Genomic DNA, 25,158 nt, shown 5'->3' with positions numbered 1-25,158 from the left:
TCGGGAGGGTGGTCACGGATGTGCGGTGCGGGGCGTGCGGGCCGGGCGCGTCGCCCCCGAAGGCGGGTCGGGTGCGGGGCCAGAAGGGCGGATCGGTAACCTAAGCGCGCTGATCCAACTTTTACCTCGTCCTAGGAGATGCCGCCGCCGTGAGCAGCAGCCTTCGACGCGGCGCCCTCGCCGCAGCCGCCATCGTGGTCTCGGTCGCCCCGCTCTCCGCCTGCGGAGCCGGTAACGACGCCCAGACGCTGGAGGTCAAGCCCGACAACGCCGCGACGTCCGTCGGCGATATCAAGATCCAGAACGCCACCGTGGTGACCCAGCCGGACCGTACGGCGAAGGGCCCGGCCGTGGTCACGGCCCGGATCTTCAACAACGGCGACCGGGACGAGACCCTCACGGCCATCACGCTGCCCGACGCGAAGGCGACGGCGAAGCTGCACCCGGCCAAGGGCGCGGGCAAGGCCGCGAGCAAGATCGTCGTCCCGGCGGGCGGCTCCGTCGCCCTCGGCGGCGAGGGCAACGCCTCGGCCGTCGTCTCCGACGGGCGCGAGGCCGCCAAGGACGGCGACGCCCAGCGGGTCGTCTTCGACCTCAGCTCGACCGGCGACGTGCCGATCACGGCCTTCGTCGTGCCCGCGACGAGCTACTTCAAGGGCTGGGGCCCGTCCGAGCTGCCGACCCCTACCCCGTCGGCCACCCGGGGCGGTACGCCCTCCGGCACGCCGGGCCGGACCACCCCGGGCCAGACCGCGCAGCCGGGTGACCAGAAGCCGAGCGGCAAGCCGTCCGACACGGCTTCCGGCTCGGCGAGCAACAAGCCGGGCGGCGGCCAGCGCAACGGCATCGCCCCCGGCGAGCCGACGCCGAACGACGAGGACTGAGCACACGCGAGGGCGGCCCCGGAGATCCGGGGCCGCCCTCGCGTTGCAGCGCCGCTGTGCGCGGCTGAGGCCGTTTTGCGGCTCGAACGTGTAGCCCGGGCCGCGCACCGTCCCAGGTACCGCGGAGCGCCGGGGTCCGGCTCGAGCCCCCTCCCGCGTGCGCACCTCGCACCGATCGGCCCCGGGGGCCTCACGGGCTTCGGCGCGCTGCGCCGGACTCCGTCCGGCGGGCCCGGCCCGAGGCCGGTGGTTTACGGCTCGAACTTGTAGCCCAGGCCGCGCACCGTCACCAGGTACCGCGGAGCACCCGGATCCGGCTCGATCTTGGCTCGCAGCCGCTTGACGTGGACGTCGAGGGTCTTCGTATCGCCCACGTAGTCCGCGCCCCACACGCGGTCGATCAGCTGCATCCGGGTCAGCACCCGGCCCGCGTTGCGCAGCAGCATCTCCAGCAGGTCGAACTCCTTCAGCGGGAGGTCCACCTTGCCGCCGCCGACCGTGACCACGTGCCGGTCCACGTCCATCCGGACCGGGCCCGCCTCCAGGGCCGCGGGGGTGACCTCCTCCGGCTCGCCGCGGCGGCGCAGGACGGCCCTGATGCGGGCCACCAGCTCACGCGACGAGAAGGGCTTGGTCACGTAGTCGTCGGCCCCTATTTCCAGGCCGACGACCTTGTCGATCTCGCTGTCCTTGGCGGTCACCATGATCACCGGGACGTTGGAACGGCCACGCAGCTGGCGGCACACCTCCGTACCGGGCAGCCCCGGCAGCATCAGGTCGAGCAGCACCAGATCGGCGCCGTTCCGCTCGAACTCGTCGAGCCCGTCGGGTCCCGTTGCCGCGATGGCGACCTCGAATCCCTCCTTACGGAGCATGTACGACAGCGCGTCGCTGAACGATTCCTCGTCCTCGACGACCAGAACTCGGGTCACGGAAGGACCTCCGGGGCAGAAAGTTGATCGTTGGTGAAGGTCTCGTACGGTCGGTCGCCGTCCTCACCATCGAGGTCGGATCCGGAATCGTACGGCTCGCCCGGCCCGCCGGCCGGGCGATCCCGGTCCCCCCGCGCCGCACCGGCCTCCGGGAGCCTCAGGGTGAAGGTGGAGCCCTGTCCCTCAGCGCTCCACACCGTGACCTCCCCGCCGTGCGAGGCGGCCACATGCTTGACGATGGCGAGACCGAGGCCGGTTCCACCGGTCTGCCGCGAGCGGGCCGGGTCGACCCGGTAGAACCGCTCGAAGATCCGCTCACGGTCCCTTTCCGAGATGCCGATGCCCTGGTCGGTGACGGCGACCTCGATCAGATCGCCGCCCGTCGCGGGGATGCGGCGGGCCGCGATGCCGACGCGGGTGCGGGCCGGGCTGTAGTTGACCGCGTTCTCGACGAGGTTGCCGAGGGCGGCGGCCAGCTGGCCCCGGTTGCCCCACACCCGCAGATCGGCGGTGCCGCCGGTGGCCATCGTGATCTGCTTGGTGCCCGCCTGATGGCGGCAGCGGTCGATGGCCTCGGCGACCAGTTCGTCCACCCGTACCGGCTCGGCGTCCTCCAGCGGGTCGTCGTTCTGGACCCGGGAGAGGTCGATCAGCTCCTGGACGAGGCTGGACAGCCGGGTCGCCTCGACCTGCATCCGGCCCGCGAAGCGGCTGACGGCCTCCGGGTCGTCGGACGCGTCCATGACGGCCTCGGAGAGCAGGGAGAGCGCGCCGACCGGGGTCTTCAGCTCATGGCTGACGTTCGCGACGAAGTCGCGCCGTACGGCCTCGATCCGGCGGGCCTCGGTGAGGTCCTCGACCAGCAGCAGGACCAGCCGGGAGCCGAGCGGAGCCACTCTGGCGGACACGGCGAGGGCGTCGCCCCGGCCGGTGCCGCGCCGCGGCAGGTCCAGCTCGATCTGCCGGATCTCGCCGTCCCGCCGGGTGTCGCGGGCCATCGCCAGCATCGGCTCGACGGCGAGCTTGCCGCCGCGCACCAGCCCCAGCGCGTACGCGGCCGAGCTGGCCTTGACGACGGCGTCCGCCTCGTCGAGGACGACGGCCGAGGAACGCAGTACCGAGAGCACGGTGTCCACACCGGGTGGCAGGGCGGCATCGGTATGCAGCGATGAGCGCGTAGGCTTCGCCTGTTCGCGCTCGCTCCAGCGGAACGCCAGCATGGCGATGACACCGGTGCACAACCCGGCGAGCGCCGCCACTGCGGCGATCGCCGCGTTCACGTTCATGCATCCAGGTTATGCGGGCGGCGAGCGGCCTCCACAGCCCTGCACAGGGCCTCTCGAACAGACGTTGCCGAGAGTTCACCGGGGGGATGGCGGCGGTTCACTCCGGACGCCGCGGCGGCCGACCGCCGCACGAGGTGGCGTGGGGAGCGTTGCCGAGAGTTCACCTTGGCGTCCTGGGCGGTTAACCGCGGGGGGTCGCGCCGGACGCGTTCCGATCCGAACGTGGCAGGGTGGGGCACACGAGTCCACGAAGATCCGTCAGCGAGAGTCAGTGAGAGAAGGTCAGTGATGCGCGACGCGTACCACGAGGAGCTGGATTCGATCGGGGAGGGCCTGGTCGATATGGCCCGGCTCGTCGGTTCGGCCATCGGCCGCGCCACCACATCCATCCTGGACGCGGACCTGAAGCTCGCCGAGAGCGTCATAGCCGCCGATGAGAAGGTCGACGACCTCCAGCGCGACCTGGAGAACCGGGCGATAGCGCTCCTCGCCCGGCAACAGCCGGTCGCCACCGATCTGCGGATCGTCGTCACCAGCCTGCGCATGAGCGCCGACCTCGAACGCTCCGGGGACCTGGCGCAGCACGTCGCCAAGCTCACGCGGCTCCGCTTCCCGGACAACGCCGTGCCGCACGACCTCCACGCCACCATCCTGGAGATGGGCCAGCTCGCGCAGCGGCTGATGGCGAAGGCGGCCGAGGTCATCGTCACCAAGGACGTCGACCTCGCCGGGCAGCTGGAGCAGGACGACGACGCGATGGACCTGCTCCACCGCACCCTCTTCCAGCACCTGATGGACGACCGCTGGAAGCACGGCATCGAGACGGCCGTCGACGTCACCCTGCTGGGCCGCTACTACGAGCGATTCGCGGACCACGCGGTGTCGGTCGCCAAGCGCGTCATCTACCTGGTGACGGGCGAGCACGCGGACGAGATAGCCCCGGCCGGCGCCCAGGAGGCCTGAGCGGGCGTGGCCGCGTCACGGCGGCGTGCCTCCGCGCGCCGTCGATGCGCCCCTGTGGGCGGGCCGTGGACCGGGACCATGAGCAGCAGGTGCCCCCTCCCGAGGAGACGACTCATGGCGGACATCACCCGACCCGAACCCCAGCCCACCCACCCCATCGCCGCCTGCGGCTGCGGCTCGGGCTGTAGCTGCGGCTGCCAGTCCGGCGGCTCCTGCTCGTGCGGCGGCAACTGCGGCTGACCCGGCCACACGGCAACGCACGGACGGGGCCCGGGACCGAGGACTGGTCCCGGGCCCTGTCCGTTTCCTTTGCCCCGTTTCCTTTGCCGAGGTGCGGGCGACGGCCGCTCCGGCGAATCTGGTCCTATGAACGATGGGACCCCGGCCCGGCCGCGCGTGGTGGTGGAGGAACCCCACGACGGCCGCCGCCGCGTGCGGATCGACGGCGAAGACGTGGGCGTGGTGGTGAACGCGGAAGAACTCCGCCGCCTCCTGACCCGCACGGGCCTGACGGACGAGGACACCCCCGTCGACGACCCCCGCCTGATCGACTGGCAAGGCGGCGGCCCCGACGACTGGCCCGCCGCGTAGGCCCGGCGGTCTTCGTACGCCTGGCGGGTGAACGACGCCCCGAAGGGCGATGTCCGGGCTGCGCGGAGGCCCGCCCACAACTTCCGTGCGGGGCACCACCTTTCCTGGTGAAACCACTTGCATCAGCGGGGCTGAACCAGGTGAATGGATTTCACTCGGCAAGGGTGACCAAAGGGGGGGTCGTGTGACATCAGCAGACGCGGCGGGACCGGCATGGAACAGGCCTTCCGAGGCCGTATCCGCAGTCGGAGGCCCGCCACCACCCACCGTTCCGCCGCAGCCCCCGGCCACTCCACCGTCCGCCGCCCCGCCGCAGCCCCCGGCCGGTCCGCCGCCCGCCGCCGATCCGTACCCCGATGTGGCACCAGCGGCCTCGGCCGAGCCGATCATCGGAGTCGGCCTGCGGGTCAGTAAGCGGCTGCTCTGGATCGGAGACGCCTACTACCCGCTGCGCAACCTCGCCCGGGTGTACACGCTCACCATCCGCCCCCGGCGCAAGGAAGCCGTACTGCTCTTCGTGAAGCGGCTGCTGATCATCGGGGCGGTGACGACGATCCTGGCCCTGCTCGCCGCCATGATCGACAGCTCCAGCCGCGGCGGCTTGGACAGCGGCGACAGCGGTGGCTCCGGCGGTCTCTCCGTCCTCGTCGTGATCGCCGCTGTCGCGGCGCTGATCTACTCCCTCGTGGAGATGGTGTCGGTGCTCGGCGCGCCCGCGCACTTCGTCCTGGCCATCGAGACCTCCGGCCCGTCCACCGCCGTGGTGTCCGGCCGCCAACCGGACCAACTGCGGCAGCTGGCCCACCAGATCGCCGACGCGATCGAGAACCCGGAGGCGGAATTCACGGTGCACGTGGACACCATCTCCATCAGCCCCAAGCACTACTACTTCGGAGACAACGTCAACATGTACGGCGGCAGCGGCAACGTGGGGATGGCGAGCTGATGAGCGGGGACCAGCACTACTACTTCGGCAGCGGTGACCACGTCACCATGCACGGGGGCTCGGGCAACATCGGCATCGACAAGCGCGTCACTCCGGTCCAGGAGCAGCCCGAGGCCGTCCAAGAGGCCCTCCGCGAGCTCCTCACTCTGGTCCAGGAACTGCGCGCCCAGGTGCCTCCGGTCAGCGCCGGCGCCCTCGACGACTCGCTCCCGGCGCTCCGCGCCGAAGCGGATGTCCCACCACAGGAGCGCCACCGCGCCCTGCTCGCCGTCGCGGGCATCGCCGCGACGATCGGTGCGCTCGGCGTACCGATCATCGAGGCCGTCAACAAGGTCCTCGAACTCATGGGCGCAAAGTGAGCTCCCTCGCCTCCAGCTCCTTCTTCAGCCGCTGGATGTGGTAGTGCTGCACCCGCGCCGTGCGCTGTAGGGCCATGACCGCGGTGAGGAAATGGTCCATCTCGGCGGCCCGGGTGAGGATGTCGTCGGGCNTCTCGGCGGCCCGGGTGAGGATGTCGTCGGGCACGTGTTCGTCCCGCAGGCAGGCCTCCGCGTCCTGGCTGAGCACGGCCTGCGCCCAGCCGCGGGTGACCGGCTTGAACAGGCTCGGGTGTTTGGCCACGATCCGCGCCCGGATGGCCAGGTCGTTCTCGGCGGCCTCCACGTGCAGTCCGGTGTCCTTGTTGCGCGCCCCGAACAGCGGCTCGTGGATGTGGTGGGCATCGAAGCCGTGCTCGACGCAGCCGACCCAGAAGTCCCAGTCCTCTCCGGCCCGCATGCTCTCGTCGTAGCCGCCCACGGTCTGCCACACCTCCCGGCGGTACAGCGAGCAGTAGAACATGATCAGCCGCTGGAGCATCAGTTCCCGGCTGTAGGCGGGGAGGGACATCGCCTGCGGGGGCAGATCGTCGTCGGTGAAGGTGAACACATCGGTGGAGGCGATCGCGACGCCGGGATTGCCGTCCAGGACCGCGACGGTCTTCTCGAGCATCGTGGGAGCGATCACGTCGTCGGCGTCCATCGGAAGGACGTAGCGGCCGGCGGCTTCCTCGATCCCGGTGTTGCGGGCGGCCGAGACGCCGCCGTTGGCCCGCTGGACGAGCCTGATGCGCCGGTCGGGGTGGCGGGCGATCAGGGACCGGGCCACCTCGGCGGTGTTGTCGGTGCTGCCGTCGTCGACGATGAGGAGCTCCCAGTCCCGGAAGGTCTGGGCAAGGACGCTGGACACGGCATCGGGCAGATAGCGGGCGTAGTCATGGCAGGGGATGACCACCGAGACCACAGGGGCGGGTTGGTGTGGCATGCGCGGTCTTTCCGTTCGGGACGGGAGGGGAGTGGGCGTGGGAGTGGGAGTGGGCGTGGGAATCCGGCGGGACGCAAGCCGGGGTTCCGGGCGCCGGCCGTCCCCCGGGGCCGCTTCCGCGGGCCCACGGCCGGGCACTGCGACGGATCCTGCGCTAGCTGTGCTCGTGCTCCGCACGCTGGGGGGCGTAGCCGTCGTCCGCGTACTCGCGGTGGTGGCCGAACCCGAGGTCGCGTCCGCGGTCGTGATCGACCTCGCAGAACCATCCCCAGTCGGGGATGGTGACGTTGCCGACGTTGCAGCAGTGCCCGTAGTCGGTGATGGTCATGTTGTTCACGGGCGGGCAGCAGTGCCCGTAGTCGGTGATGGTCACGTTGTTCACGGGCGGGCAGCAGTGCCCGTAGTCGGTGATCGTGACGTTGCCTATCGGCTCGCAGGGGTGACTGGTCCCGGGCGTCAGGGTGACGTCGCCGCTCATCGGCTGTCCTGAGTACCCGTACGACGCCGTCTCCGTCCGCGTGTCCGGAGCGACGGCGGCGTAGGCCGCTTCCGCGGTGCTGAGCAGTCCTGCCGTGGCCAGCGCGGCAGGCAGAGCCAGTGAGGTCATGACACGGGATTTCACGGTGGCACCTTTCCTTTGGGTGCGGGGGAGCTGCCCGGAACGCCGGTGTGCTTCGCGGCGCGGGCAGTAAAGCCACCGTAAATTTGGTCACTCCATGCGTCAAAACGATTACTCACTGTGTGTGACGGCGAGAGTGGCGGGCTCCGGCCGCGGTGCGCCGTGGTGCGGATGCACCACTTCCAGATCGGGCAGGGCCCAGCAGGCGGTTCCCATGTCCAGGGCCATCGCGGCCAGCCCCTCGGTCTCGATGACCTGCCGGTAGGGGAAGGACGGGAAGGTGAGTCCGTCGCGGTGCAACTCCGCGCGGACCAGCAACGCGGTTCCGCCGACCGAGTCGACGCGGACGAGTCCGCGGCCGCGCAGCTCGTCGAGGTACGTCCGGCCGAAACCCCGGGGAGGCTGAAGGATGCCGTCGCGCAGCCACTGGGCCCAGTTGAGCGTGCCCGCTCCGGGCTTGAGGACGAAGGTGTTGAGGTCGTACGTCGGCCCGCCGGGTGCGGTGGCGCAGTGCGGGACGACGATGTCCTTGCGCGCGCCGAGCAGGCGCTGGACGAGGTCCGCCGGGTAGCCGGTGACATCGACGTCGAGCCACAGCACCCACTCCTCGTCGGCCAGGGCCCGGGCGAGGAGGTGGTTGCGCACCTTGGCCAGCACCGACCGGCGCCGGCGCTGGACGCCCTGCTCCCAGCGGGGTCCGGCCAACTGGAGGCCGAAGTCACGGTGGACGAGGGTCACCCGCCGGAACTCCGCCTCGAGGTCGGGCAGGACCTGCCGGAGCAGTTCCGGGGTCCCGTCCCTGCTGTCGCCCTCCAGCAGGCCCAGCGAGATCGCCTCGCGCGGGTAGTCCAGCGTGCGCAGACGGTCCAGATAGCCGGGCAGGAACGCGGCCGCGTCCTTGAGGGGCGTGAGCACCAGCACCGGGGGCCGCTCGCTCGCCGGTGCCACGGCGGGCTCGGGGACCGGCCGCGGCTTCCGCTCGTCCGTGCGCGCGGCACCCGCGGCGGTCTCGGCGTGCGCGATGTCCTCCGGTTCGAGCGGCAGCCGGGCCGCCATGGCGAGCAACTGCTCGGTGTAGGCGCCGGGTTCGGCCCACACCTGGGTCGCCACCTCGAAGTGCTCCGCGAAATGGGACTCGTCGAAGGTGTTGTTCCCGTGGCACACGTAGGTGTACAGGTCGGGCGCGTCCACCGAGACGACCCGGCGGCTTCGGACCAGTTCCTCGGCCACCGGGGTGTCCTCGCCACGGCGCTCGGCCGGATAGCGCGGGAGCCGGTCCTTCGCGCACACCATCGACCCTTCCCAGACCCGCGCGCAGGAGACGGCGAGCTTGCGGCGGGCAGGCCACCACAGCCGCTCACGGGCGAGGAAGCACGCGTCGGCACCGAGCGCGAGAATCGCCGCCATCTGGCTCTCCACCCGCTCCGGGTCGTACAGGTCGTCGTCGTCCCACTGGCACACGTACGGCCCGGTGGCCCGGTCCACCGCCTCATTGCGCAGCTCCCCCAGGGTCCGTCGCTCCGGGGGCAGCCGGTGATGGCGGATCCGCGGATCGCCCAGGTCACGGATGTGCTGCTCGAGCAGGTCGTCGGTGCCGTCCTCCAGCACGACCAGCTCCAGGTTCGGGTAGGTCTGAGCGGTGAAGCACCTGATCGCACGGCGTGCCGTCGCCGAACGGTCCTTGGTCACCATCAGGCAGGACACGGTCGGCGCCGGCGCGCCCGAGGCCCAACGGCAGCGCTGCGCCTCCAGGCTGAGCAGTCCGTCGGCGACCGGCTGCCGATCCTGGCTCGCCCAGAACGGGAACCGTCTGCCCGCCGAGACCCTCGGCGCGGTCGCGGTGTCGCAGGCCCAGCTGCCCGACCAGTGGTGCACGGCGTACGCACGGTCGTAGTCGGCCTCCTGCGGGCCGAACAGCTCTGTCGCGTACGGGCTCACCTCCGGGTACAGGACCTCCGGGCCGACCACCGTGATCGAGTCCGGCTCCGGCGCACTGTCGACCGCTCTGGTGAGGAAGAACGGGCCGGTCGTGTCGAGCGTGCCCGGCAGCTTGTGGGCACCGACCAGCTGACGGTGCACATGGGCCCAGAGGGGGTGGCCCGGCCGTGACGCGATGAACGCGTTCCCGACGATGCGGCTGAATCCACGCTGCCGGGCCAGCAACAAGCGGGTGTGCACCTCGGGTTCACAGCCGAGCACGAGCTCGCGCCCGTCAAGGAGGCCGGAGACCGGCTTCAGGCACTCGAAGTCCAGATCCACGTAGAGGCCGCCGAAATGGTCGAGCAGAAAATAGCGGATCGCGTCGGCCCGCATGATCGGTTCGGGATAGCCGTCGTAGACCGGCAGGAACCACGGATAGTGCTCCTGAAGAAAGGCGCGATTATCCGCGTCCGTCCACAACCGGTAACCCCAGCCGGGGTGGTGCAGCCGCCAGGACTCGGCCCACTTCTGCCATGCCGGAGGGAGGTCGGCGTCTTTCCACGTCTGGTGAATCAAAGGGGGAATTGTCTTTTGTGCAGTCATTCGCACAGTATGTCCGGTTGCCCGGTGGGCCGGATATCCGCCGATGCCCGCCGCCGGAGCAATCACCCGAACGGTGGGCCCGGCGCATCGCCGGGGGCGCACGGGCGGTGGCATACGTACTTGATCTCGGCGTTGAATGTCCGAGCGGGCGGCCCGGTGACCGCCTCATCAGCCGGGACGACTTGGCCGCCGTTCACGACCGCGACGCCCGCTGTGACCGGGCGCTGATCCTGGACGCCCGGGTCTTTCATTCGCTGAATGCCCTCGGCTGGACCAGTTGGGCTCGAATGGCTCCTCTTCCACCTGAATGGTCACGAGGACGAGACCTGCGCGCCGCTGGAGTGCTAGTGGCCGCGTGGCTCAGATTTCGTTGTCGACTTCCAGCTCGTGAAGCCGCTCTGTGATGTCCTCGGCCCACGACCGTGCCCATCGGCGCAGCTCGGCGGTTGCCTCTTCGTCGAGGCCGTAGGCGGCGAATTCGGTGTCGTCGATCCAGTCGATGCCGGTGAGCCGGGCATGGAGGTCGTCGAGGTCGAGGGTGTCACGGGCGTGGCGGCGGCCGAGTGTTTCCAGCTCGATGTGGCTCCAGCGGTCCGCTGCGGCTCGGACGTCGATCAGGTCGCGTGCGAGCCCGCGGTCGGCCAGGGCGCGCACTTTGGTGCCGACCGCGTCTTCGAGAGAGATCACCAGACCGTGTTCCATCTCCACCGGAGGACGCCAGAGTGCTTCTTTGAGGATGTCGACCTCGCACTCTTCGCCACTGCCGGTATCGGTGACGATCAGCCGCGCGGACAAAGGTCGGCGTCCAATGCCCGGACCTGCCAGCCGCGTTCTTCCAGCCCCGCGCGTACGGTCGACGCGATGTTCTCCATCCGTTCCGGATTCTCGGTGGCCAGGTCCAGGTCCTGACTGAGCCGGTCGACCAGCCCGTGCGCTTGTACGGCGTAGCCGCCGGTGAGGACGAGAGGGTACGGGCCTCCCACCGCGAGCACGTCAGCGAGCAGCCGCCGATGCAGGTCGGTGAGGTTCACGCGGCAGCCGTCGCCTGGTGAGCCAGTTCGGCGAACGCGCCCTCCCAGGCGTCGCGAATGTCGCGGCTGATCAAGGTGCGGAGGACGGGCCACAGACTGATCAGCAGGTCCTGGTTGAGGTACTGGACCAGGTCGTCGCGCATGCCCTCGGCCAGGACGATCCGGTAGCAGCTCATCCGCAGTCGGGGCTGGTCGAGGTCGAACTGAGTCAGCCCGGACCAGGCCAGGTGCAGCGGCAGCCCGACGGTGCCGTGGGCCGGGCCGACGAGCTCCGAGAGCCGGGCGGGGAGCCGCCGTGCGAACTTGGCGCGGCGGATCTCGGAGACGCTGGGCGTTGATGCCATACCTCGATTATCGCGTAACGGCGCCAGCATCCGGCACACCGTCTATACGTATGTAGATGCCGAAGGGCTGGCGGCCGATGACCTGGCTAGTGACGTGGGCCCCCACGGGCAGCCCTGCAACCGTTGCCGACCAAAGGCGCCGAACCGCCTCCCTCCCCCGCAAGCCACGCTGTCCCTTCTTCGGCCCGCAGGCGCGGGATCTGCTGCGGGTGCGGCCCAATCCGCTGGGCGTGGAAGAGGTCCACTACTTGGGGGATGTCCGGCCGACCGGGCCGCCACCGCGTCCGCGTGGGGAGCCGGTGCGGGGCAGCGGCAGGTGGGCGGCCAAGGGGCGATCATGGTGTGTCGACAGCGGTTTCGCTGGGCCAGGCGTATGCAGGCCGCACGGTGACCGTTACGTCACCGAGACGACGCTCACCGTCGAGCTGGACGGCGGAGTACAGGTGGCCCACCGTCAAGCACCAGCTGGGACTCGACAGTCGGAGCTTGGCGCGTTCGTGCTCGGCGACGCTGATGATGGACTCGACGCCATCGTTTGTCAGGGCGGCGGCCCGGACGACTGGCCCGCCGCGTAGATCGGGCGAGCTACTTACAGGCTTCGTACCCCCGACGGGTGAACGACTCGTAGGCGGCACTCCTCGCGGCGTAGCGTGGATGGACCATCCACCGGGGCGGGGGTGCACATGCGGTACCAGAACGAAAGCATCGGCGATCGAATCGGTCGACTGCGTGAGCGATGCAAACTCACTCAAGAGCAACTCGCCGAGCGCGCGAGCGTGTCGGTCGACACCGTGCGCAAGCTTGAGCAGAACCGCCGGTTATCGGCGCGGCTAGTCACGCTGAACCGGCTGGCCCGCGCGCTGGATGTCGAGACGTCCATGCTGGTCGGACAGCCCACGTCCTTCGAGGCCCGGTCCGACGGCGAGGCCCCGTCCGTGCTCGCGCTCAGGCAGGCGGTGTCACCGCTGTCCGACCTGCTCGGCGAGGATCCGGACCCGGAAGATCCGCCCCCGGTGGGCGCCTTGCGCGCGTCACTTCGCTCGACCGAGGTCATCCGCCGCGAGGGACGTATGGGCGAGATCGGCGCTCTGCTGCCCCAGCTCATCCGCGACGCCCGCGCCGCCGCTCGCGCTCACCACGGCTGTGACCGGGCGACCGCGTATGCCGTGCTTGCCGAGGCGTACCAGGTGGCAGCGACCACGCTCACCGCGCTGGGCAGGGAGGACGCGGCGTTCACGGCCATGGAGCGCGCCGTCGAAGCCGCCGGACGCTCCGACGACCCCCACCTGGAGTCCATCGGCGCCTCCACCCTGGCGTGGATCTTCACCAAGCAGGGACGGCTGGAGGACGCCGAGCGTGTTGCCCTGACGTACGCCGACCGGATCAACCCCGGCTTCCGCTCCCGGCCGGTTGAGTTGTCGCTCTGGGGGATCTTGCTGCTCCGCGCGGCCACGGCGGTCGTGCGGCAGGGCGAGAGCACGTACGACAGGGTGGAGGAGCTACTGCGGCTGTCGACGGGCGCGGCGGCGAGCATCGGAACCGACCGGCTCGACTACGCCACCCCGTTCGGCCCCACCAACGCCGGGGTGGCGAAGGTGAACTTCCTGGTGGAGATGGCGAAAAGTGCTGAGGCGGTCGCCGCGGCGCGCACGGTGCCGGACATCGGGTCGCTGCCTCCGACATGGCGGGCCAGGTTCCATGTGGACCGCGCCCTCGCGTACGCCGATCTCCAACGGGACGAACCGGCCACAAGGGCCCTGCTGGCGGCCGAACAGGACGCACCGGAGTGGATGCGATACCACGCCACGACGCGCCAGTTGGTAGCCGAACTGCGCGGCCGTGAACGCCGCCGCACCTCCCCGGTGACCCAACTCGCAGACCGGCTGCGCCTGGACGGGTAGGACGCGGCGTCCTACCTCACCGGAAGGTTGGGACAGCACGTCACTGTCCGGTCACTCACAGCGCCCATAAGTTTGCGCCTCGCTGGCAGCAGCCAGCTCCGCACGACGCAAGGGGCGCTCATGACGATCAGAGCCGAGCAGTGGACACCGCCGAACGGGCCGGAGCCCACGGCCTTACCGATGGGCAGGTGGTGGGATGCCGTCCGGGTGGAGGAGAGCGTCGGCGAGCGCGTCCTCGGCATTCTCGGCGAGCAGTCCGGTGCCGTCATCAAAGACCGCTGCAGCACCCTGTACTGGCTCATCGCGCCCGGTACAGCCGTGTCCTGGAACCTGCGCGGAGTCTGCGTCCTCGCCGAGACCGAGGGCGTCGCCACCTATCTCGGTGTGCCTCCGGCGGAACGGCTGACCCCGCCCGGCACGTATTGGCGGGTCCCGTTCATCCGCGGCCGGTACCTCACCGACTCGCACCTGCTGTACAAGGCGCTGATCAGCGTCCTGCTCGCCGAGCCGGGGGAAGGCCAGGAGGGCGACCGGTGACGCCTCAGATCTGCGCCCGCTGCCAGACGACCACCAAGCAGCCGGTCGTCGTCGCGATCGGGCATGGTGCGAGTGGTGGCGGGGGCACCGTCTACGCCTGTCCGGGCCAGTGCGCCGACAGCTTCCCCAAGCAACGCGACCCGTTCGAACAGACCCATCCCGCCAGGCGGCAGCGATGACGGCCGCGGCCGACCTGGACCCGGCCGCGCTCACCCGCGAACAGCTCCAGGGCTGGACCTGCGCACTTTGCGGCGAGAACCTCACCATCGACCGGCCGCTGGGCACCGTCACGATCGACCACGGGACGACCCGGGCGACGTACGAGGTCTGGGCATGCGAGCCCGCCTGCGGCGTACGCCCCGCACCACCCGAGCCGACGCCCTGGGGCCGGTTCCTCGACCACGCCATGGGCTGCGTCGACTGCCGGGCGGGCCAGCGCTGCGCCGCCGGGAACGGACTGCACCACGCGGTACGGGAGGCCCTCACCGCCGCCCCATGCCGGCGGAGCTGCCGCTGCCGTCGAACTCAAAGCCCCGCCCCGGTTCGCGCGCTTGGACGGCTGGCGACCGGGACGGAGACCGTGCACCACCCCACTCAGAGAGAGGCAGGCACATGCGAGACGTTACTGCGTTACTCGACCGGCCACAGCGGGCCGAGGTCATCGGAACCATCCTGCGCAACAACCCCGGCATGGACGAGGACATGGCAGGCCGGATCGTCGACGAGGCGGTGAAGTTCCTCGCCGCGGTGGCCGGGGCCTCCCGGCCACTCGCCCCGTCCCGAGTCGTGGACGAAGGCTGGCACGCCCTGATCCTGCACACACACATACCGCCAACTGTGCGAGCGGATCGGCACCTTCGTCCACCACGTCCCGGAGGCACCGCACCCGGATCGGCGAGACCCCGAAGCGCTCACGCGGACCCGGCAGCGCATGGCCGAGGCAGGGTTCCCCGTGGACGACGCGCTGTGGCTGGCGCCCGCCGACCAGAGCATCCCGGTCGCCGCCGGTTGCCAGCATTCGGACGACAGCGGGCCGATCGTCATCATCCCCAAGCCCAAGGGCTGACCCGCGTAGGCTGCGGGCCGGAAGGAGGACACCGATGGAGTGGATCGACCCGAAGTACGCCGAGCTGGTCGCAACCATGCGACGAGCCCAGGCGGACGCCTCCGAACAGGACCCGTCCGAGGCCCGGCCGGTCCGGGGATTCATCGTCTCTGACACCGGTCCCGGCCAGCCAGGAGCGCACGCGTAAGGCCCTCGCGGGCCAGGGCAGCGAAAGCCCCCTACTCGCGGAGGAACCGCAGGTAGGGGGCTTCTTCAGTGCGGGTTACTTCTTCTTGCCCTGGTTCTTGACCGCCTCGATCGCGGCCTTCGCGGCCTCCGGGTCGAGGTAGGTGCCGCCCGGGTTGGTGGGGCGGAAGTCGGCGTCGAGCTCGTAGGAGAGCGGGATGCCGGTGGGGATGTTGAGGCCCGCGATGTCGGCGTCGGAGACGCCGTCGAGGTGCTTGACCAGGGCGCGCAGGGAGTTGCCGTGGGCGGCGACGAGGACGGTGCGGCCGCTCAGGAGGTCGGGGACGATGGCGTCGTACCAGTACGGGAGCATGCGGACGACGACGTCCTTGAGGCACTCGGTGCGGGGGCGCAGCTCCGGGGGGATGGTGGCGTAGCGCGGGTCGGCGCTCTGGGACCACTCGGCGCCGTCCTCGAGCGGGGGCGGCGGGGTGTCGTAGGAGCGGCGCCAGAGCATGAACTGCTCCTCGCCGAACTCGGCGAGGGTCTGGGCCTTGTCCTTGCCCTGGAGGGCTCCGTAGTGGCGCTCGTTGAGGCGCCAGCTGCGGGCGACCGGGATCCAGTGGCGGTCGGCGGCCTCCAGGGCGAGCTGCGCGGTGCGGATCGCGCGCTTCTGGACGGAGGTGTGGACCACATCGGGGAGCAGGCCGGCGTCGCTCAGCAGCTCACCGCCGCGGACTGCCTCCTTCTCGCCCTTCTCGTTGAGGTTCACGTCCACCCAGCCGGTGAACAGGTTCTTCGCGTTCCACTCGCTCTCGCCGTGGCGGAGGAGGATCAGCTTGTACGGTGCGTCGGCCATGCGGTCGAGCCTACTGGACGGGTTCGGGGCGGTCGGTTGACGGACCTGGTCAATTGAGTGGCGGGCGAGGGGTGAGCGGTCGTAAGTTGCGGATGCCGCTAGCGCCTCTTACATGGGGGCGCGTGACCGTGGGGGGTTCGCGATGTCCGTCGCCGGGTGGAGATTGGCTGCGAAGGAGAGCGTTTCGGGGTTGCCCCGGGCGTTCTGGTGGTTGTGGACGTCCACGCTGGTGAACCGGCTGGGCGGATTCGTGGCCACGTTTCTTGCCATGTACCTGACCGTGGAGCGCGGTTACTCGGCTACCTTCGCCGGGCTGGTCGGGGCGCTGCACGGGCTGGGCGGGGCAGTGTCGGCGGTGGTCTCGGGCGTGCTCACCGACCGGCTCGGGCGGCGGCCCACGCTGCTGGTGGCGCAGGTGTCGACGGCGGTCACGGTGGCCGTGCTGGGCTTCGTACAGGATCCGGTGGCGATCGCGGCGGTGGCCTTCCTGGTGGGCATGACGACCAACGCGTCGCGGCCCGCGGTGCAGGCGATGATGGCCGACATCGTCGCCCCCGAGGACCGGGTGCGGGCGTTCTCGCTCAATTACTGGGCCATCAACCTGGGCTTCGCGTTCTCAGCGATGGCGGCGGGGCTGATCGCCCGGCACGGCTATCTGACGCTGTTCCTCGCCGACGCGGGGATGACGCTGCTGTGCGCGCTGATCATCTTCGCCAAGCTGCCGGAGTCCCGCCCGGAGGGCGAGAGCGCGGCGCGCGGGGCGGGCGGAAAGGCGGTCGGGCTCGGGACGGTGCTGCGGGACCGGCGGTTCATGGCCCTGGTCGCGCTGACGTACCTGCTCGCGACCCTCTTCCAGCAGGGCTACGTGGCGCTGCCGGTCGCGATGGGCGCGGACGGGCTGTCCAGCGCGGACTTCGGGCTCGCGATCGCCACGAACGGGGTGCTGATCGTGGTCCTCCAGCTCCCCGTCACGCGGTACATCGAGCACCGGGACCCGGCGCGGCTGCTGGTCATCGCCTCGCTGCTCACCGGCTACGGCTTCGGGCTGACCGCCTTCGCCGGATCGGTGGGGATGTACGCGCTGGCCGTGGCCGTCTGGACGCTCGGCGAGATCATCAGCTCGCCGACCCAGATGGGGCTGGTGGCCCGGCTCTCACCGGTCCACGGGCGGGGCCGCTACCAGGGGATGAACGTGCTGGCGTGGTCGCTCGCCTCGCTGACCGCGCCGCTGGCGGGCGGCGCCGTGATCGACCGCTACGGGGCGCCCACGCTGTGGGCGGCGAGCGCGGTGGTGGGCACGGTGGCCGCGGTCGGTTACGCGGTGATGGGGCGGCGGCTCCGGGCCGACGACGCACCGGAGGCGGTGGAGAGGGAGACGGTGGAAACGGAAGCGGTGGAAGCGGCGGGGACGAAGGGCGCGCAGGTCGAGGGCGCCGCGGTGGCGGGCTGATCGGCGGGGTCGTACGGGCGCGGTGCGCAGGGCGGGGGTCTGCGCACCGCGCCCGTGCGTCACCGCAGCGCGCACCGCGCCCGTGCGTCACCGCAGCGCGCGCTGCGCCTCGTACAGGTTGCGCGGGTGGACGGCCTCGGGGTGGCCGTAGGACTCGATGCGGGAGTGGAGCGGACCGCTGAAGTCCGGTACGTCGGTCTGGCCGAACTCCCGGACCTCGCTGATGCCGACCGTCGCGCTGTACGGGGCGACCCCGTCGATCTTGACGCAGCCCGCGCGCTGATTGGTGACAGTGACGTTCCAGTGGGTGAACCGGGCACCGTACAGCGGGCCCGCGACCGCGTCTCCGCCGTGCGCGCCGGTGTTGTCCACGGTGATCTGGGTGCGGACGTTGGCGAACGGCATGCCGCGGTGGGTGTCGAAGGTGCCCATCTCCATCCGGCCGCGTGACCAGACGTTGTAGCTGGACAGGCCCTCGACGTTGATGCCGTGCAGCTGGGTCCCGGCGGGCGCGGGCACGGTGCGCTGCGCGAGGACGAAGTCCTCGACCAGGTTGTCGTGCGAGCCCTCGCGGCAGCAGTACGGATGGTGGCTGCCGCGCCCCGAGACGGTGACCCGGCGCAGGGTGCACGCCTTCGCGGCGACGAGCAGGAAGCCGTTGTCGACGTTGTTGACGGTCACGTCGTCGACCCAGCAGTCCCACGCGCACTGGAGCGCGACGCCGTTGTAGCCCTTGTCGAGCAGGTGCGGAGCTTGTGGCGTCGCATCGAAGTCCAGGGTGAGGCCCTCCACTCCCGAGCCGGTCACCGGCCGGACGAGGGTGGTGAACCGCGGCTTCCAGGCGGGCCGGGCGTCGAGCGGCAGCGGACGGTCCAGGGTCACCCGGCGGCGGCGCCGGTCGACGGCGGTGATGCGGCACGGCCATTCGTACGGGACGTACGAGGTCAGCTTGGTCTTGTCGGCCCACGGATACCCGGCGGCGCCCGCCACGTCCCCGGCCATGTGCTGGAGCAGGGAGTGCGTGCCGTCGTCCGCGAGCTGGAACAGCACCCGGTCGCCGCGCCGGAGGGCGGCGGTGCTCTCGACGGGCACGGTCCAGTCGCCGCGCCGGGCGGGGCGGTCGACGGCGGTCAGGGTGCGCCACTCGTCGCGCCGGTTGCCGGTCCAGCCCTCGAACGGCCACGCCTGGGCCCTGATCGCGGCGGTGAGGGACCGCCAGCGGGCGTCCGGGCACACCCAGATGAGGCCACCGGCCCAGGACCAGGACGACTTGGTGCCGCCGTACCGGCTGCCGTACGGCCCGATCAGCTCGGTGAGGTTGCGGGTCGCGTGCAGCGTGGTCCGCCCGCTGCCCGCGCCGCGCAGCACGACGTTGTCGTAGCCGATGCGGATGACGCCGTCGACGCGGTACGTCCCGGGCGGCACCACCACCGTTCCTCCGCCGCGCCGCCCGACGGCCTCGACGGCGCGGTTGATCGCGGGGGCGGCGTCGGCCGAGCCGTCGGGCCGGGCGCCGTAGCGCCGCACGTCGGCGGCGACCGGGTAGCGGGGCAGCTCCGCGCGCCCGCCGCGGAATCCGGCGCGGCCGACGTAGGGGATCTGGGGGTGGCGGTACGGGTCGGCGCGGAACTCGCGCCACAGCGCGGAGGAGGCCGGTCGGCCTGATGTCGCGGCCGCGGGTGCCGCGCCCAGCACGCCCGCCGCGGTGCCCGCGGCCACCCCCGCCGCCGCGCCGAGGACCGTGCGTCTGTCGATTTCCCTGTCCATGAGGCCCACACCTTCCATGGATGTGAACGCCGTTCAGATGAGCGACGGGCGTGAGCATGCCACGGCAACCCTCGGCGCGGAAGGGGTCGGGACGAAGCCGGTCATTCGGACCGGAGAACGGTCACTCGGCGGCGACGTCGCGGGTCAGGTTGGTGAATGCCTCGAGGTTGCGGGTGGATTCGCCGCGGGAGGTGCGCCAGGCGTACTCCTTGCGGATCGCGGTCGCGAAGCCCATCTCCAGCAGGGTGTTGAAGCTGCCGTCCGCGTTCTCCAGCACCGTGCCCAGCAGGCGGTCCAGCTCGTCCGGGGTGACGGCGGCGAGGGGGAGGCGGCCCACCAGGTAGATGTCGCCGAGCTGGTCGATCGCGTAACTCACCCCGTACAGGCGGGTGTTGCGCTCCAGCAGCCAGCGGTGGACGGCCTCGTGGTTCTCGTCCGGGTGGCGGACGACGAAGGCGTTGATGGAGAGCGAGTGGCGGCCGACCCGCAGGGAGCAGGTCGTCGACAGCTTGCGGGTGCCGGGGAGCTTGACGACGTACGTGCCGTCCTCCGGGCTCTCCCACTCCAGCTCGGCGTCGTTCAGCGTGCGCTCGATGACGGCGTGGGAGTCGGCCTGGGGGGTGGTGTCAGCCATGGGCCGATCGTAGGCGACGCCGCTCGCGCGGCGCGGCGGCGCGGACCACGGCAGACCGCGAAGCACCGCGCACGGACCACGGCGGACCACGGCGGACCACGCACCGCGGCGGGACCACGGTGTCAGCCGTTGGCCGCCCGCAGGAGACGCCGCTCGCGCATCGCGTCCGTGTAGACCTCCGCCGTCGCCTCCGCGGCCGTGTCCCAGCCGAAGGACTGGGCGTGGCGGGCGGCGGCCGCGCCCATGCGGGTCGCGCGCCCCGGGTCGTCCGCGAAGGGGCGCAGGGCGCGGGCGTAGTCGGCGGGGTCGTGGCCGTCGATCAGGGTGCCGCTCACCCCGTCCCGTACCGCCACCGGAAGGCCGCCCACCGAGGCCGCGACGACCGGGGTGCCGCAGGCCTGGGCCTCGACCGCGACCAGGCCGAACGACTCGCTGTACGACGGCATCACCAGCACCGAGGCCGCCCGGTACCAGTCCGCCAGCTGGTCCTGTGCGACCGGTGGCTGGAAGCGGACGACGTCGCCGATGCCCAGGCGCGCCGCGAGCTTGTGCAGCCGCTCGGGCTTCGCGAGGCCGGTGCCGCTCGGCCCGCCCACCACGGGGACGACGATCCGCTCGCGCAGCGACGGCTGCTCCTCCAGGAGGCGGGCGACCGCGTGCAGCAGGATGTCCGGGGCCTTCAGCGGCTGTATGCGGCCCGCGAAGAGGGGGATCAGCGCGTCGGGCGGCAGCCCGAGCCGGGCCCGGGCGGCGGCGCGGCCGTCGGCGGGGCGGAACCGGTCCAGGTTCACCCCGGGGTGGACGACGGCGACCAGGTCGCGGTCCGCCTCGTAGTGGCGCACCAGTTCCTCGGCCTCCTCGGCGGTGTTCGCGATCAGCCGGTCGGCGGCGCTGACGATCTGCTGCTCGCCGATGACGCGGGCGGCCGGTTCGGGGGTGTCACCGGCGGCGAGGGCGGCGTTCTTGACCTTGGCCATGGTGTGCATGGCGTGGACGAGCGGCACCCCCCACCGCTCGGCGGCCAGCCAGCCGACGTGGCCGGAGAGCCAGTAGTGGGAATGGACGAGGTCGTAGTAGCCGGGCCGGTGCCCGGCCCACGCCTGCATCACCCCGTGCGTGAACGCGCACAGCTGCGCCGGAAGCTCCTCCTTGGCCAGCCCCTCGTACGGGCCCGCGTCCACGTGCCGCACGAGCACGCCCGGCGTCAGCTCGACGGTCGGGGGGAGGGTGCCGGTGGTGGCCCGCGTGAAGATCTCCACCTCGATGTCGATGGCGGCGAGGCGGCGGGCCAGCTCGACGATGTACACGTTCATGCCGCCCGCGTCGCCGGTGCCCGGCTGGTGCAGGGGCGAGGTGTGCACGCTGAGCATGGCGATCCGCCGTGGACGCCGTAGGTGTGCGAGGCGCCGAAGGCGCTGGTGGGACGGGCCGCCGAAGGGCGTATGGGACCGGCCACGCAGGCCGAGCCGGGACGCGTACTGGCTCACCGCGCGATACCTCCTTCTTCGGGGCGAGCTTTCTCTCCCTGCTTCCCCTCTGAGGCCACAACATCGGAACCAGCCATTCCCATTTCCGCTTTGCCAAAGTGTGACGTTCGGGATTCGCGCGGAGATCGCCTGGGGGTCGCTGTGTGGTGTCGCTGTTGGTGTCGCTGTGTGGTGTCGCTGTGTGGTCGGGGCGCGGTCGCGCACCCTCTAGGCTGCTCGCCATGTCTGCCCGCGTGCCTCCGCCGACCCGCCCCATCGGAACGGCCACGCGCGGGACCACCAACCCCAACCGGCTGCGGCGCATGGACCGGTGGATCGCCGCCGTCCACAGCACCGCGCTGCGGCGCGCCGAGACGGCGGTGGCCGTCGACCTCGGGTACGGGGCCGCGCCCTGGACCGCCGTGGAACTGCTGCACCGGCTGCGGACCGTACGGCCCGGGGCCCTCGTGGTCGGGGTGGAGATCGACCCGGTGCGGGTCGCCGCCGCGCGGCCGTACGAGCGGGACGGGCTCGCCTTCGCGCACGGCGGGTTCGAAGTGCCGCTGCCGGGCGGGGTGCGGCCCGTGCTCATACGGGCGGCCAATGTGCTGCGGCAGTACGACGAGGACGAGGTCGCCGACGTCTGGCGGCGGCTGTGCGACCGGCTGGCGCCCGGGGGCGTCCTGGTGGAGGGGACCTGCGACGAGATCGGGCGGCGGCACGTCTGGGTCGCGCTCGGCCCGGCGGGCCCCCGTACGGTCACCTTCGCCGCCCGGCTCGGGTCCCTGGAACGCCCCTCCGACCTGGCCGAAAGACTCCCCAAGGCGCTCATCCACCGCAACGTCCCGGGCGAACCGGTGCACACCTTCCTCCGCGACTTCGACCGCGCATGGGCCGCGGCCGCCCCCTACGCGACGCTGGGCGCCCGCCAGCGGTGGATCCGCAGCGCCCAGGCGCTGCGCGCGGCGGGCTGGCCCCTGACGGACGGCCCCCGGCGCTGGCGCCAGGGCGAGATCACGGTGCGCTGGGAGGCGGTGGCCCCGCGCGGCGGGTGAACCGGTCCGTACGCGCCGGCCGGGCGCCTACGGAGGTCTCCGTACGCGCCGCGGCCGGGCGCCGTCAGGGGGTCTCGCGGGAGCGGGTGAAGACGCGCTCGCGGGCCTCTTCCGTCGCCGTCGCCACCGCGCCCATCAGGACCGCGTCCTCGCCGAGGGTGCTGGCGCGGACCCTCGGGCGCAGGGGGCCGATCCGGTGGAGGGTCGTGGTCACCGGGCGCAGCAGCAGGTCCGCCCCGCCGCCGAGGCCGCCGCCCAGGACCACCAGGTCCGGGTCGAGTACGGCCGCGACGGCGGCGATCACATGGGCCAGCCGCTCCGCCTCCTGCCGTACGGCCGCCACCGCCGGTTCGACGCCTTCCCGCGCGGCGTCGAAGACGTCCTTGGCGGAACCGGGACGGTCCATGCCCAGTTCGCGCGCGGCCCGGACGACCGCGCCGCCCGCCACCGCGTCCTCCAGGTCCCGCCCCCCGTTCGGCAGCGTCGGCAGGAAGCCGATCTCCCCCGCCGCGCCGTGCGCGCCCGTGAAGAGGCGGCCGTCGGCGACGACCCCCATGCCGAGGCCCGTGCCGACCATGACGAAGACGAAGAGCCTGCTGCTCCGGCCCGCGCCGAAGGTGTACTCGCCCAGCGCGGCCAGGTTGGCGTCGTTGTGGACGGACAGCGGCGTGCCCAGTTCCTCGCGCATCCGGTCCAGCAGGCCCGCCCGCCCCCAGCCGGGGAGGTTCACCGCGTACCGCACCCGGCGCCGCTCCGGGTCGTACACGCCGGGCGCGCCGACGACCGTGTGTGCGACCAGCGCCGGGTCGACCCCGGCGTCCGCGACGACCTGGCGGGCGGCGGCGACGGTGAGGTCGGCCATGGCGGCGGCGCTGCGGCCGCGGTTGCGGACGTCGGACCGGGCGACGACGGTCCCGTCCAGGTCGGCGGCGGCCACCCGCAGCCAGGAACGGCCGATGTCCAGGCCGAGGACGTACCCGGCGGTGGGGTCCGGTTCGTACAGCACCGCGACCCGCCCCCGGTCCGGCGGCGCCTGCCGCCCCGCCTCCCGGACGAGCCCCGCCTCCTCCAGGGCGGCGAGCGCGGTGGAGACGGTCGGCTTGGACAGGCCGGTGTCCCGGGCGAGCTGGGCGCGGGAGGCGGGGCCGTCGGCGCGGAGCCGGGCGAGGAGGAGGCGTTCGTTGTTGCTGCGCAGTCGCTGCCGGTTCCAGCGGCGGGCGTCGTCACCGGCCACATCGGTCATCGCGGCCCCCCTTCGGGTGCTTCCCCAACCCTTGACGGCATCAAGTAAGGCTCCTTAACTTAATCCATCCTACGGAGGTGGACATGTCCGGCACCGAGGGCGGCTTCGTCCGCCGCATCGGCCTCTTCCAGGCCACCGCCATCAACATGAGCCAGATGTGCGGCATCGGGCCGTTCGTCACCATCCCGCTCATGGTCGCCGCCTTCGGCGGGCCGCAGGCCATCATCGGGTTCGTCGCGGGCGCCGTGCTCGCGCTCGCCGACGGGCTGATCTGGGCGGAACTGGGCGCCTCGCTGCCCGGGGCCGGGGGCAGTTACGTCTATCTGCGCCAGGCGTTCCAGTACCGCAGCGGCAAGCTCATGCCGTTCCTCTTCGTCTGGACGGCGATGCTGTTCATCCCGCTGATCATGTCCACGGGCGTGGTCGGCCTCGTGCAGTACCTGGGCTATCTGTGGCACGGCATGAGCCAGACGCAGGGCGATCTGGTCGGGCTCGGCGTCATCGCGCTCGTCGTCGGGCTGCTGTGGCGCGGGGTCGAGCACATCGCGCGGATCACGGCCGTGATGTGGTGCGTGATGATCACCTCGGTGGTGCTGGTGATCGCCGCCGCGTTCAGCCACTTCGACCCGGGGCAGGCGTTCACGTACCCCGCGCACGCCTTCGACCTGGGCAGCGGCGCCTTCTGGACCGGCTTCGCGGCCGGGCTGACCATCGGCATCTACGACTACCTCGGCTACAACACGGCCGCGTACATGGGCGCCGAGATCAAGGACCCCGGCCGCACCCTGCCACGCGCGATCGTCGCCTCCATCCTCGGCATCATGGGCATCTACCTGCTGCTCCAGATCGGCACGCTCGGCGTCGTCGACTGGCACCGGATGCTCGACCCGAACTCGGTGGCGTCCCAGTCCGTCGCCTCCGCGGTGCTGGAGGAGACCTGGGGGAAGGGCGCGGCGGACGTCGTCACCGTCCTCATCCTCATCACCGCCTTCGCGTCCGTCTTCGCCGGGCTGCTGGGCGGATCGCGGGTGCCGTACGACGCGGCCCGCGAGCGCGTCTTCTTCCGCCCGTACGGCACGCTCCACCCGCGGCACCGCTTCCCGGTGCTGGGGCTGGCGACGATGGGCGTGGTGACCGCGGCCGGATTCCTCATCGGCCGCCACACCGATCTCGCCACGCTCATCCAGCTGCTGACGACGGTCATGGTGATCGTGCAGGCGCTGGCCCAGGTCCTCGCCGTCACCGTGCTGCGCCGCCGCCAGCCGACGCTGCGACGGCCGTACCGGATGTGGCTCTATCCGGTGCCGAGCGTGGTGGCGCTGGTGGGCTGGCTGGTCATCTACGGCTACGCGGACAAGAACTCCCCCGGGCGGCACCCCATCGAATGGTCGCTGGCCTGGGTCGCGGCGGGGTGCGTGGCGTTCGTGCTGTGGGCGCGGGCGGAGAAGGTGTGGCCGTTCGGCCCGAAGGAGATCAGCGAGGAGTACGTGAACGGGGCTCCCGGGGGCGACCCCGACGCCGCGGGCCCGGCTGACGCGCGGGGCGGCGCGGCCGCGGTGTGACGGCGGGTCGACGGCCGGGGGCGCGGAGGCCC

Annotated in this window: 26 protein-coding genes and 2 pseudogenes; 16 read left to right on the top strand and 12 right to left on the bottom strand. The window is 71.6% G+C overall.

Annotated features, from left to right (window positions below; translation table 11 throughout):
* Window positions 1–149 precede the first annotated feature (149 nt).
* Window positions 150–884, top strand: coding sequence for a copper chaperone PCu(A)C domain-containing protein (locus EEJ42_RS30630; protein WP_123105092.1), 735 nt, complete (start codon window positions 150–152; stop codon window positions 882–884).
* A gap of 251 nt (window positions 885–1,135) precedes the next feature.
* Here the strand turns inward: EEJ42_RS30630 and phoP are convergent, their stop codons facing one another.
* A complete protein-coding gene (gene phoP / locus EEJ42_RS30625; protein WP_037795450.1) occupies window positions 1,136–1,816 on the bottom strand; it encodes a two-component system response regulator PhoP in 681 nt (226 codons plus the stop codon).
* Complete coding sequence (gene phoR, locus EEJ42_RS30620; protein WP_123105090.1) at window positions 1,813–3,102, bottom strand: two-component system sensor histidine kinase PhoR; 1,290 nt, start codon at window positions 3,100–3,102, stop codon at window positions 1,813–1,815. The genes phoP and phoR overlap by 4 nt, the downstream gene beginning before the upstream one ends.
* 288 nt (window positions 3,103–3,390) lie before the next feature.
* Between phoR and phoU the strand changes: the two genes are divergently transcribed.
* The 5 genes from phoU (at window position 3,391) to EEJ42_RS30600 (ending at window position 5,961) form a co-directional block, all read left to right on the top strand.
* Window positions 3,391–4,065: a phosphate signaling complex protein PhoU gene (phoU, locus tag EEJ42_RS30615; protein ID WP_123105088.1), complete on the top strand. Its 675-nt coding sequence runs from the start codon at window positions 3,391–3,393 to the stop codon at window positions 4,063–4,065.
* 114 nt (window positions 4,066–4,179) lie between these two features.
* A complete protein-coding gene (locus EEJ42_RS53965) occupies window positions 4,180–4,305 on the top strand; it encodes a hypothetical protein (protein WP_257231966.1) in 126 nt (41 codons plus the stop codon).
* Between the two features lie 126 nt (window positions 4,306–4,431).
* Window positions 4,432–4,656 carry a hypothetical protein gene (locus tag EEJ42_RS30610; RefSeq protein WP_123105086.1) on the top strand — a complete coding sequence of 75 codons (225 nt, stop codon included), beginning with the start codon at window positions 4,432–4,434 and terminating at the stop codon, window positions 4,654–4,656.
* 358 nt (window positions 4,657–5,014) lie between these two features.
* Window positions 5,015–5,602 carry a DUF6232 family protein gene (locus EEJ42_RS30605; RefSeq protein ID WP_123105084.1) on the top strand — a complete coding sequence of 196 codons (588 nt, stop codon included), beginning with the start codon at window positions 5,015–5,017 and terminating at the stop codon, window positions 5,600–5,602.
* Window positions 5,602–5,961, top strand: a complete 360-nt coding sequence (locus tag EEJ42_RS30600) for a hypothetical protein (RefSeq protein ID WP_123105082.1) — start codon at window positions 5,602–5,604, stop codon at window positions 5,959–5,961. Before EEJ42_RS30605 ends, EEJ42_RS30600 begins: the two co-directional genes overlap by 1 nt.
* On the opposite strand, the gene EEJ42_RS30595 is transcribed toward EEJ42_RS30600, so the two are convergent.
* From EEJ42_RS30595 to EEJ42_RS30570, 5 genes and pseudogenes are all read right to left on the bottom strand, one after another.
* On the bottom strand, window positions 5,945–6,904 hold the full coding sequence (locus EEJ42_RS30595; RefSeq protein WP_184503351.1) for a glycosyltransferase family 2 protein: 960 nt from the start codon (window positions 6,902–6,904) through the stop codon (window positions 5,945–5,947). The genes EEJ42_RS30600 and EEJ42_RS30595 overlap by 17 nt on opposite strands.
* A 154-nt stretch (window positions 6,905–7,058) precedes the next feature.
* Entirely contained in the window at window positions 7,059–7,511 is a 453-nt protein-coding gene (locus EEJ42_RS30590; RefSeq protein ID WP_184503350.1) for a hypothetical protein, read from the bottom strand.
* Window positions 7,512–7,634: 123 nt separating this feature from the next.
* The gene (locus tag EEJ42_RS30585; protein WP_246097502.1) at window positions 7,635–10,019 is read right to left on the bottom strand and encodes a glycosyltransferase; all 2,385 of its coding nucleotides are present in this window, start codon (window positions 10,017–10,019) and stop codon (window positions 7,635–7,637) included.
* 387 nt (window positions 10,020–10,406) lie between these two features.
* Window positions 10,407–11,077, bottom strand: a pseudogene (locus tag EEJ42_RS30575) (nucleotidyl transferase AbiEii/AbiGii toxin family protein).
* Window positions 11,074–11,421: a transcriptional regulator gene (locus EEJ42_RS30570; protein WP_123105076.1), complete on the bottom strand. Its 348-nt coding sequence runs from the start codon at window positions 11,419–11,421 to the stop codon at window positions 11,074–11,076. The pseudogene EEJ42_RS30575 and the gene EEJ42_RS30570 overlap by 4 nt, the downstream one beginning before the upstream one ends.
* Window positions 11,422–11,597: 176 nt before the next feature.
* Here EEJ42_RS30570 and EEJ42_RS54755 point away from each other — a divergent pair.
* The 7 genes and pseudogenes from EEJ42_RS54755 to EEJ42_RS51195 all read left to right on the top strand — a co-directional run.
* A pseudogene (locus EEJ42_RS54755) lies at window positions 11,598–11,996 on the top strand (hypothetical protein); the annotation flags it as partial.
* 108 nt (window positions 11,997–12,104) lie between these two features.
* Window positions 12,105–13,322, top strand: coding sequence for a helix-turn-helix domain-containing protein (locus EEJ42_RS30565; RefSeq protein ID WP_123105074.1), 1,218 nt, complete (start codon window positions 12,105–12,107; stop codon window positions 13,320–13,322).
* Window positions 13,323–13,442: 120 nt separating this feature from the next.
* Complete coding sequence (locus tag EEJ42_RS30560; protein ID WP_123105072.1) at window positions 13,443–13,859, top strand: hypothetical protein; 417 nt, start codon at window positions 13,443–13,445, stop codon at window positions 13,857–13,859.
* The gene (locus EEJ42_RS30555) at window positions 13,856–14,038 is read left to right on the top strand and encodes a hypothetical protein (RefSeq protein ID WP_123105070.1); all 183 of its coding nucleotides are present in this window, start codon (window positions 13,856–13,858) and stop codon (window positions 14,036–14,038) included. The genes EEJ42_RS30560 and EEJ42_RS30555 overlap by 4 nt, the downstream gene beginning before the upstream one ends.
* Entirely contained in the window at window positions 14,035–14,592 is a 558-nt protein-coding gene (locus EEJ42_RS53270; RefSeq protein ID WP_246097501.1) for a hypothetical protein, read from the top strand. Before EEJ42_RS30555 ends, EEJ42_RS53270 begins: the two co-directional genes overlap by 4 nt.
* A 198-nt stretch (window positions 14,593–14,790) precedes the next feature.
* A complete protein-coding gene (locus EEJ42_RS53960; protein ID WP_281291539.1) occupies window positions 14,791–14,925 on the top strand; it encodes a hypothetical protein in 135 nt (44 codons plus the stop codon).
* 34 nt (window positions 14,926–14,959) lie between these two features.
* The gene (locus tag EEJ42_RS51195; RefSeq protein ID WP_184503348.1) at window positions 14,960–15,112 is read left to right on the top strand and encodes a hypothetical protein; all 153 of its coding nucleotides are present in this window, start codon (window positions 14,960–14,962) and stop codon (window positions 15,110–15,112) included.
* A 75-nt stretch (window positions 15,113–15,187) separates the two neighbouring features.
* Here the strand turns inward: EEJ42_RS51195 and EEJ42_RS30540 are convergent, their stop codons facing one another.
* Window positions 15,188–15,949 carry a phosphoglyceromutase gene (locus EEJ42_RS30540; RefSeq protein ID WP_123105068.1) on the bottom strand — a complete coding sequence of 254 codons (762 nt, stop codon included), beginning with the start codon at window positions 15,947–15,949 and terminating at the stop codon, window positions 15,188–15,190.
* 142 nt (window positions 15,950–16,091) lie between these two features.
* Between EEJ42_RS30540 and EEJ42_RS30535 the strand changes: the two genes are divergently transcribed.
* Window positions 16,092–17,399, top strand: a complete 1,308-nt coding sequence (locus EEJ42_RS30535) for an MDR family MFS transporter (RefSeq protein WP_123105066.1) — start codon at window positions 16,092–16,094, stop codon at window positions 17,397–17,399.
* Window positions 17,400–17,486: 87 nt separating this feature from the next.
* Here EEJ42_RS30535 and EEJ42_RS30530 read toward each other — a convergent pair whose 3' ends face one another.
* From EEJ42_RS30530 to mshA, 3 genes are all read right to left on the bottom strand, one after another.
* Window positions 17,487–19,166: a glycoside hydrolase family 55 protein gene (locus tag EEJ42_RS30530; protein WP_246097500.1), complete on the bottom strand. Its 1,680-nt coding sequence runs from the start codon at window positions 19,164–19,166 to the stop codon at window positions 17,487–17,489.
* Between the two features lie 121 nt (window positions 19,167–19,287).
* Entirely contained in the window at window positions 19,288–19,800 is a 513-nt protein-coding gene (locus EEJ42_RS30525; protein WP_123105063.1) for a type III secretion system chaperone family protein, read from the bottom strand.
* Window positions 19,801–19,922: 122 nt separating this feature from the next.
* Entirely contained in the window at window positions 19,923–21,287 is a 1,365-nt protein-coding gene (mshA, locus tag EEJ42_RS30520; RefSeq protein ID WP_123105061.1) for a D-inositol-3-phosphate glycosyltransferase, read from the bottom strand.
* A gap of 221 nt (window positions 21,288–21,508) precedes the next feature.
* On the opposite strand from mshA, the gene EEJ42_RS30515 reads away from it, so the two are divergent.
* A complete protein-coding gene (locus EEJ42_RS30515; RefSeq protein ID WP_184503347.1) occupies window positions 21,509–22,321 on the top strand; it encodes a class I SAM-dependent methyltransferase in 813 nt (270 codons plus the stop codon).
* 64 nt (window positions 22,322–22,385) lie between these two features.
* On the opposite strand, the gene EEJ42_RS30510 is transcribed toward EEJ42_RS30515, so the two are convergent.
* Window positions 22,386–23,564, bottom strand: a complete 1,179-nt coding sequence (locus EEJ42_RS30510; RefSeq protein WP_123105059.1) for an ROK family transcriptional regulator — start codon at window positions 23,562–23,564, stop codon at window positions 22,386–22,388.
* An 83-nt stretch (window positions 23,565–23,647) separates the two neighbouring features.
* Between EEJ42_RS30510 and EEJ42_RS30505 the strand changes: the two genes are divergently transcribed.
* A complete protein-coding gene (locus EEJ42_RS30505) occupies window positions 23,648–25,126 on the top strand; it encodes an APC family permease (protein WP_123105057.1) in 1,479 nt (492 codons plus the stop codon).
* Window positions 25,127–25,158: the final 32 nt, after the last annotated feature.

Origin of the sequence: Streptomyces botrytidirepellens (assembly GCF_003721215.1) — a bacterium.
GTDB classification, from domain to species: Bacteria; Actinomycetota; Actinomycetes; order Streptomycetales; family Streptomycetaceae; genus Streptomyces; species Streptomyces himastatinicus.
Note: the sequence above shows the minus strand (reverse complement) of the source record. Positions and strands in the feature narration are given on the sequence as shown.